This is a genomic window from Delftia tsuruhatensis NBRC 16741, assembly GCF_001571325.1.
GTDB classification, from domain to species: domain Bacteria; phylum Pseudomonadota; class Gammaproteobacteria; order Burkholderiales; family Burkholderiaceae_C; genus Comamonas; species Comamonas tsuruhatensis.
The window spans coordinates 36,292-44,760 of sequence record NZ_BCTO01000072.1 but is presented as its reverse complement, the minus strand read 5'-3'; the positions used below and the strand labels follow the sequence as shown (position 1 = coordinate 44,760).

The window sequence follows — 8,469 nt, the reverse complement described above, 5'->3', positions numbered from 1 at the left end:
TGGGGGTGGGGGGTAGGTGTGGAAAGAGTCTGTGCAGGGCCTCAGCGCGGGATGTCGCCGACGATGCCCGCGCGCTCCATGCGGCGGGGCGCCGGGTAGTAGTCGTTGAGCGCGTAGTGCTGGGTGCTGCGGTTGTCCCAGACGGCCACGTCGCCGGGCTTCCAGGACCAGCGCACCTGGTATTCGGGAATCATGGCGCGGCTGATCAGGTAGTTCATCAGCAGCGCGGCGCCGGGCGCCTTGTCTATGCCGTGGCGCACGTTCTCGGGCGTGCTGTAGTTGACGAAGTGGGTGCTGAAGCCCGCGCCCACGAACAGCAGCTTCTCGCCGGTCTCGGGGTGGGTGCGCACCACGGGATGCTCCACGGGCGGGTGCTCGCTGGCCAGCCGCGCGCGCGCCTCGGGCGCCATCACGGCACCGAAGGTGTGCTCTATGCCGGCCTTGGCGCGCAGGCCGTCGATGCTGCGCTTGATGCTCTCGGGCAGCTCCTCGTAGGCCTTGACCATGTTGACCCAGATGGTGTCGCCGCCGATCGGCGGGCACTCTATGCAGCGCAGCACCGCGCCCATGGCCGGGTTGGGGCGCCACAGGCCATCGCAGTGCCAGGTGTTTTCGTAGCTGTGCGGATCGTCGCTGCGGTAGATGCGCACCAGGCCAGGGTGCTCGGGATCGCTGCCTGCCACGGGATGGTCCTCCAGTGGGCCGAAGCGGCTGGCAAAGGCCACATGTTCGGCGCGCGTGATGTCCTGGTCCCGGAAGAACAGCACGCGATGGGTCAGCAGCGCGGCGCGGATGTCCGCGAACAGTGCGGCGTCGCGTGCGGCATCGCCGAGATGGATGCCGGAGATTTCGGCGCCGATGGCGGGGGTGATCTGTCGGATCTGCATGGTCGGTGTTTCCCTGGAAGTCAGTTCGCGGTGATCTGGTATTTCTTCACGATGCCGGCGTTGCGCTCGGACATCTGGCGTGTCTCGCGCTGCAGCGCGGCGGTGTCGGTGAGCACCTCGGGCTCCAGCCCCACGTCGGAGAGCTTTTGCTGCACGGCCGGCGCGCTGGCGGCTTTCCCGATGGCGGCACGCAGCCGTTCCATGGTTTCGGGCGGCAGGCGGGCCGGCGCGATCAGGCCCACCCAGCCGCGAAACTGCAGCTCGGGGTAGCCGAGTTCGGCGGTGGTCGGCACCTGGGGCAGGTGGCGCGAACGCCGGGGGCCGGAGAACGCGTAGGCACGCAGCTTGCCGGCCCTGATCAGGGGCACCGAGGTCAGCATGCCGTCGAACATGACGTCCACCTGGCCGCCCAGCAGGGCCTGCACGGCCGGCGGCGAGCCCGCGTAGCCCACGTGCTGCAGGTCCAGGCCCGCCTTGTCGCTGAGGATCAGGCCGGCGTAGTGCGACACGGTGCCGGGGCTGTAGCTGGCAAAGCTGGTCTGGCCTTTGCGTGCCTTGAGCTGCGCGAGCAGCTCCTGCATGTCCTGGGCGGGCTGGCTGGCCCCGGCCACCAGCACCACGCCCGAGCGGGCCAGCGAGGCCAGGGGCACCAGGTCCTTGAGCGGATCGAACGGCATCTTGATCACATGGGGGATCTCGGCCAGCAGATTGCTTGCGCCCACCAGCAGCGTCTGCCCGTCGGCGGGCGCCTGCAGCAGGGTCTGCATGCCCAGCAGGCCGCCTGCGCCCGGGCGGTTGTCTATCACCACGGCCTGGCCTGTTTCAGACGCGAGCTGCTGGCCCACGACGCGCGCCACGATGTCCATGGTGCCGCCCGGCGGTGCGGGCACGATGAGCCTGAGCGGCTGGCGGCTCCAGGCCGTGCCGGCGATGGCGATGGTGATGGCGCAGCCCGCGAGCAGCGTGGCGATGGCGTGGGGCAGTCTCATATCCGTGTCTCCTTGTTCCGTGTTCTGGTATCCAGTATCGAAAGCCCGCTTTCCCGGGACTTGCCATTGGGGGACAGGCATTTGCCTTGTTGGGACAAATCCATGGCAACCCTGACCAGGGCAACCCGCGCATGTCGTGAATTGCAAAACCGTTGGCATGAACTGCCAAGAAGCGGCGCGATGGCTTTCCTAGAGTCGATTCGTGGCGCAGGACCGCGCCAGCCCCACGATGAACAGGAGACCTCCATGCCCCGACTTCACCCCCATCCCTGCGGCCTGCACGCGCTGGGCCTGCTGTGTCTGACAGGCGCGGCCGCCGCCCAGGCGCCCACCTCGGTCACGCTGTTCGGCGTGATGGACGCCGGCATCAGCCGCTACAGCGTGCGCAGCGAATCCTGGGACACGGGCCCCGCGCGCTCGGCGCGGCAAAGCACCTGGGCGCTGTCGCCTTCGGGCAACCTGGCCAGCCGCATCGGCATACGCGCCAGCGAGGACCTGGGCGGCGGCCTCATGGCCGGCCTGTGGCTGGAGGCGCCGGTGGCCAATGACACGGGCGGCGGCGCGCTCAACTTCGGGCGGCGCGCCACCATCAGCCTGTCCGGGCGCCTGGGCGAGCTGCGCATGGGGCGCGATCACACGCCTTCGTTTCTGAACGACTGGGCCTTCGACCCCTTCACCGTCAACGGCGTGGGCACCAACCTGATCGCCGTGGTCAACAGCAACCTGGCCATCGCCCGCGCGCTGGCCACGGGCGGCCTGCTGGGCGGCGGGCTGTCGGCGGGCACGGACACCTATCTGCGCGCAGGCAACTCCATCGGTTATTTCCTGCCGCCGGGCCTGGGCGGCGTCTACGGGCAGGCCATGTACGCCTTCCCCGAGAACAGCTCGAAGCGGGGGCGCTACGCGGGTGCCCGCATCGGCTGGGCCATGGGGGCGGCCGATGTGGCGCTGGGCTATGGCGAGAACACCCTGGGCACCTCGGGCGCCGGCGCGGAAAAGATCCGCTCGCTGAACCTGGGCGGCTCCTATGACTTCGGCCCGGTCAAGCTGTTTGGCGAATGGTCCGGCGTGCGCAACGAGCGGCGCGACGCCGGCACGCTGGCCGCGATCAACGACCGCTACCTGGGCGTGCTGGCCGGCGTGAACATCCCCGTGGGCCAGGGGGCGCTGCGCGCCTCCTATGCACGTGTGCAGTTCAGGAATGGCCAGGGCCTGGCCGACGGCGATTCCTCTGTGAACAAGCTCGCCCTGGGCTATGTGCACCCGCTGTCCAAACGCACGGCGCTGTACGCCACGGTGTCGCGCATCAGCGTGGGCAACGGGCGCAACAACCCGGGCGTGATGGGCGTGACGCCGCTGGTGGTCAGCAACCCGGCCATCCTGCCCCAGCCCGGCTACCTGACCACGGGCGGCATGCAGCCGGCCGGCGCGCTCGGGCTGGACCTGGGCCTGCGGCTGATGTTCTGAACGGCCGGGCCCATAGTCCTGAACGGCCGTGCCAATAGCCGTGCCAATAGCCGTGGCGCCCGGGTGCCCATCTTCGCCTGCGCTAATCTGCGCGGCATGAATGGATCTTCTGCATGGACCTTGGGTTGGCGCACCCTGTGGCGCGACCTGCGCGCGGGCGAGTTGCGCCTGTTGATCGTCGCCGTGATGCTGGCCGTGGCCGCGCTCAGTTCGGTGGGCTTTTTTGCCGACCGGCTGCAGGCGGGACTGCAGCGCGATGCGCGCCAGCTGCTGGGCGGCGACGTGGTCGTGGTCGGCGACAACCCCACGGCGCCGGCCTTTGCCGAGCGCGCACGCTCCGAAGGGCTGCAGGCCCTGGAGACATCCAGCTTCCCGACCATGGCGCGCGCCAGCGACGCGCAAGGCGGCATGAGCCGCCTGGTGGCGCTCAAGAGCGTGCCCGAAGGCTATCCGCTGCGCGGCAGCCTGCGCGTGGCCGATGCCCCCGGCGCGGCCGACCGGGCCACGCGCGAGATACCGGCGCGGGGCGAGGCCTGGGTCGATGCGCCGCTGCTGGAGTCGCTGGGCATAGGCGTGGGGGACATGCTGCTGCTGGGCGACGCCCAACTGCGCGTGGCGCGCATCATCTCCATCGAGCCCGACCGGGGCGCGGGCTTCATGAACTTTGCGCCGCGCGTGATGATCACCTCCGCCGACTTGGCCGCCACAGGCCTGGTGCAGCCGGCCAGCCGCATCACCTACCGCCTGGCCGTGGCCGGCGCGGGTGATGGCTCCGAGGCGGCCGTGCAGCGCTACCGCGTCTGGGCCGAGCAGCAGGCCAAGGCGCCCGGCGTGCATGGCGTGCGCGTGGAGTCGCTGGACAGCGGCCGCCCCGAGATGCGCCAGACGCTGGACCGCGCCGAGAAATTCCTGAGCCTGGTCGCCCTGCTGGCGGCGCTGCTGTCGGCCGTGGCCGTGGCCCTGGCTGCGCGCGGCTTTGCCAACAGCCACCTCGACGCCTCGGCCATGCTGCGCGTGCTCGGCCAGAGCCAGCGGCGCATCGCGGGCGCCTACACCGTGGAGTTCGTGCTGGTCGGCCTGGCCTCCAGCGCCGCTGGCGTGCTGCTGGGCTGGGCCATCCACCATGTCTTCGTGCTGCTGCTGGCCGGGCTGGTGGAAACCGCCTTGCCCGCACCGGGCCTGTGGCCTGCGGCCTTCGGCGTGGGCATGGGGCTGACCCTGCTGCTGGCCTTTGGCCTGCCGCCCGTGCTGCAGCTGGCGCGCGTGCCGCCGCTGCGCGTCATGCGCCGCGACCTGGGCGCGCTCAAGCCTGCCTCGGTGGTGGTGCTGGCCGTGGGCGTGGCAGGCTTTGCGGCCTTGCTGCTGGCGGCCAGCCGCGACATCAAGCTGGGCCTGATCGCCGTGGGCGGCTTTGCCGTGGCCGTGCTGCTGTTCGCGGCCCTGGGCTGGCTGGCCGTGCAGGTGCTGCGCCGCCTGGTGCACGAGAGCACGGCGCCGCGCTGGCTGGTGCTGGCCACGCGCCAGATCGCCGCGCGCCCCGCCTATGCCGTGGTGCAGATCAGCAGCCTGGCCGTGGGGCTGCTGGCGCTCATGCTGCTGGTGCTGCTGCGCACCGACCTCATCGGCAGCTGGCGCCAGGCCACGCCGGCCAATGCGCCCAACCGCTTCGTCATCAACGTGCAGCCCGAGCAGGCCGACGGTTTCCGCGCGGCGCTGGACAAGGCTGGCGTCACCTCCTATGACTGGTTCCCCATGATCCGGGGGCGTCTGGTCACCGTCAACGGCAAGCCGGTCAGCCCCGACGACTTCAGCGAAGACCGTGCCAAGCGCCTGGTGGACCGGGAGTTCAACCTCTCCACCACGGCGCAGGCGCCCGCACACAACCTGATCACGGCGGGCACCTGGACGCCTGGCGCCAAGGGTGAGATCAGCGTGGAGGACGGCATTGCCGAGACCCTGGGCCTCAAGCTCGGCGACACGCTGGGCTTCGACGTGGGCGGCGTGCCCAGCGAGGCGCGCATCACCAGCCTGCGCAAGGTGGACTGGGGATCGATGCGGGCCAACTTCTTCGTCATCTATCCCGTGGACCACCTGGACGACGTGGCCGTCAGCTACCTGGCCGCCTACCGCGCGCCGGACGTGGCGGGCTTCGACAACGCCCTGGTGCGCGAGTTTCCCAACATCACCAACGTGGACCTGAGCACCACGCTGGCCCAGGTGCAGCGCGTGCTGGACCAGGTGATACGCGCGGTGGAATTCCTCTTCGGCTTCACCCTGGCCGCCGGCCTGGTCGTGCTCTTCGCCGCCGTCACCGCCACGCGCGAGGAGCGCGCCCGCGAGTACGCCATCATGCGCGCCGTCGGTGCCCAGGCCCGGCTGCTGGCGCAGGTGCAGCGCGCCGAGCTGGCCGGCGTGGGCCTGCTGGCGGGTTTCCTGGCCAGCTGCGCGGCGGGGGCCGTGGGCTGGGCCCTGGCGCGCTGGGTGTTCGAGTTCAACTGGACCGTGCCCTGGTGGACTCCGCTGGCGGGGGCTGTTGCGGGGGCCTTGCTGGCCTGGATGGCGGGGTGGTGGGCGTTGCGGGAGGTGTTGAGGAGGCCTGTGATGGATACGTTGAGGCAGGTGGCCGAGTAGTTTGGGGCCAGGTCCGGGCCTGGTTTTTGACCCTGCCGGGTGGTTGTTTTTCGAGGCCGGGTTTCGGCCCGGCGGCCGACTCCCTTTCTTATCGCGCGATAAGAAAGGAAGCAAAGAAGCGCGCCCCAAACTGTCCACGACCCTTCGCTTCGCTGCGGGCGACCTGCGTTGGGCGGGATGCGGGGTGCGCCGTGAAACTCGTTACGCGCTGCGCGCTTCACTCAAACATCACGGCGAGTCAGATGACGAAGCAGCCCTGTCCTTCGGCAGGGCTGCCACCCCGCATCCCGCCCAACGCAGGCGTGGGCAGAAGGGGGAGGCTGGGGGCAGCCAACAGCCAACAGCCAACAGCCAACAGCCAACAGCCAACAGCCGGAAATGCAAAACAGCCGATGCGCCATTGTTGCGCTCGGCTGTTTTTCGTGGGCTGAGGCTACTGCTTCAGGCCTCGGGCTTGGCGGTGTTGCGCAGGAGATAGATCTCGTCTTCCACGTAGGTGGCCAGCCGCTCGGCGCTGTGCTGAATGGTGCGCAAGGCGTTGGTCACCACGTCCGTGTCGCGCAGGCCTTCGGGCGATAGCAGCCATGCCTGGGCGAGCTGGGAGATGGAGGAGATCTCGTTGCAGCCCATCTGGACCATTCGGTTCACCTCGGTGATGGAGAAGTTCAGCTGCGTGGTTCTGGCGCTGGTGGATCGTGTTTCCTGCTTCATGGCCTGGTCCTGCAGGTGACGGTAACCAGGATGGGACATATGGCGTGCATGGTTTCGCTCTCCTCTGTGAGATGGAAGCCACCCGCTTTACGTTTTGAAGCGCGAAGAAGGTGGACGGGATGTTCAAAACACGTACAGAGCCGTGCGGACGCCCTTGCGGGTAGCCCCATCCCGTCCGTAACCTCAGGGACGTGGGCAGGCACCCACGGTCCGATGATCCAGACGTGACAAGGCCTCGCTGACGGGGAGGCTGCACCGCTCTATAAAGGTGTTTTGAAGCACCAGCCCCTGAACAGGGGGCCGGTCGAAATGATAGAGGCTTTGGACGACGAGCGCGCCCAAAAAATGGCCGAGCGAAGCGAAGGCCCGAGCCAACTTCCCGTATGTCAGCGCCTGCGGAGTGGTGGTTGCGGGGTTGCAGTCCTGCCGAAGGACAGGACTGCTTCGTGATCTGACTCGCTGCGGTTGTCTGAGCGGCGCGCGAAGCGCGAAGAGAGTTTCACGGCGAACCCCGCAACTGCCACGACGCAGGTTGCCCGCAGCGAAGCGGAGGGTCGCGGACATTCGGGTCGCCTTCTTTGATCTGACCTTTCTTGGCGAATCAAGAAAGGGCAGTCGGCCGCCGGGCCGAGACCCGGCCTCGAAAAACAACCACCCGGCAGGGGCAAAAAAAGGCGACTCCGGCGAGCAGAGACACAACTCAGCCCTCCTTGAACAACCTCCCCCCCACAAAATCCACAAACGCCCTCACCTTAGGCGACAACTGCCGACTCGACGCCCACAGCGCCGAAAACTGCCCCGTGTGCGTCAGGTCCTCCGCCAGCACCCGCTGCAGTTCGCCACGCCCCAGTGCATCCCGCGCCAGGAAGTCCGGCATATAGGCCAGCCCCATGCCCGCCACGGCCGCGCCCAGCATGGCTTCCATGTTGTTGCAGACCAGGGCGGCGGGCAGGTGGGGCGGCATGCCGGGCAGCACCCATTCCTCCAGCTTGCCGCTGCTCAGGAAGCGGTAGCGCAGGCAGCTGTGCTGTGCCAGTTCGGCGGGGGATTGCGGTATGCCTCGTGCCGCCAGGTAGGCGGGCGAGCCGGCCAGGATGAAGCGGAACGGCCCCAGCCGGCGCGCTACCAGGCGCGAGTCGGCCAGTTCGCCGCTGCGGATGACCACGTCCAGGCCGGCCTCGACCACGTCCACCAGGTGGTCGTTGAAGTCCAGGTCCAGGTCAACCTCCGGGTACAGGGCCTGGAACTCGGGCAGCACGGGCAGCAGGAAGCGGTAGCCGATGGTGGGCAGGCTCACGCGCAGCCGTCCGCGCGGCGCCTCGGCGGCGGCCTGCATGGTGGCGCGCGCATCGTGCAGTTCATCCAGGATGCGGCGGCAGCGCTCATGGAACAGCGCGCCTTCCTGCGTGAGCCGCACCTGGCGCGTGGTGCGCTGGAACAGGCGCAGGCCCAGTTGCTTTTCCAGCCGCGCCACGTTCTTGCCGACGGCCGAGGCCGAGATGCCCAGGGCGCGCCCGGCCTCGGCAAAGCTCAGCAGGTCGGCTGCACGCACAAAGGATTCGAGTCCGCTGAAGCTGTCCATGTCGATTGCCAACCTGGGGTTGGGAGTGTGGGGAGTCTGGCGCCTATTTTCACGGCATTGCAGCGCTTTTATCGTTCATGCATGCCTGGCCATGTGCGGCCGGGAAATTGCGAAAGCCTTGCCAACCATGTCCTCCTGCCTGACTTCTTCCCGCGCACCGGGTGCGCTCCACGGCACAGCGCGACCGCATGCGTCCCCGGTC

At 68.8% G+C, this 8,469-nt stretch carries 6 protein-coding genes; 2 read left to right on the top strand and 4 right to left on the bottom strand.

Annotated elements, in window-relative coordinates:
- Window positions 1–41: 41 nt before the first annotated feature.
- Both DTS01S_RS26765 and DTS01S_RS26760 read right to left on the bottom strand, forming a co-directional pair.
- Window positions 42–887, bottom strand: a complete 846-nt coding sequence (locus DTS01S_RS26765) for a TauD/TfdA dioxygenase family protein (protein WP_061289737.1) — start codon at window positions 885–887, stop codon at window positions 42–44.
- A gap of 20 nt (window positions 888–907) precedes the next feature.
- Window positions 908–1,876 carry a Bug family tripartite tricarboxylate transporter substrate binding protein gene (locus DTS01S_RS26760; RefSeq protein ID WP_047219238.1) on the bottom strand — a complete coding sequence of 323 codons (969 nt, stop codon included), beginning with the start codon at window positions 1,874–1,876 and terminating at the stop codon, window positions 908–910.
- 246 nt (window positions 1,877–2,122) lie between these two features.
- Between DTS01S_RS26760 and DTS01S_RS26755 the strand changes: the two genes are divergently transcribed.
- Both DTS01S_RS26755 and DTS01S_RS26750 read left to right on the top strand, forming a co-directional pair.
- Entirely contained in the window at window positions 2,123–3,343 is a 1,221-nt protein-coding gene (locus DTS01S_RS26755; protein ID WP_047219239.1) for a porin, read from the top strand.
- Window positions 3,344–3,439: 96 nt separating this feature from the next.
- Window positions 3,440–5,974: an ABC transporter permease gene (locus DTS01S_RS26750; protein WP_026062873.1), complete on the top strand. Its 2,535-nt coding sequence runs from the start codon at window positions 3,440–3,442 to the stop codon at window positions 5,972–5,974.
- A gap of 441 nt (window positions 5,975–6,415) precedes the next feature.
- Here DTS01S_RS26750 and DTS01S_RS26745 read toward each other — a convergent pair whose 3' ends face one another.
- Window positions 6,416–6,724: a hypothetical protein gene (locus DTS01S_RS26745; RefSeq protein ID WP_017407691.1), complete on the bottom strand. Its 309-nt coding sequence runs from the start codon at window positions 6,722–6,724 to the stop codon at window positions 6,416–6,418.
- Window positions 6,725–7,385: 661 nt separating this feature from the next.
- Window positions 7,386–8,267: a LysR family transcriptional regulator gene (locus DTS01S_RS26740; RefSeq protein WP_017407454.1), complete on the bottom strand. Its 882-nt coding sequence runs from the start codon at window positions 8,265–8,267 to the stop codon at window positions 7,386–7,388.
- Window positions 8,268–8,469: the final 202 nt, after the last annotated feature.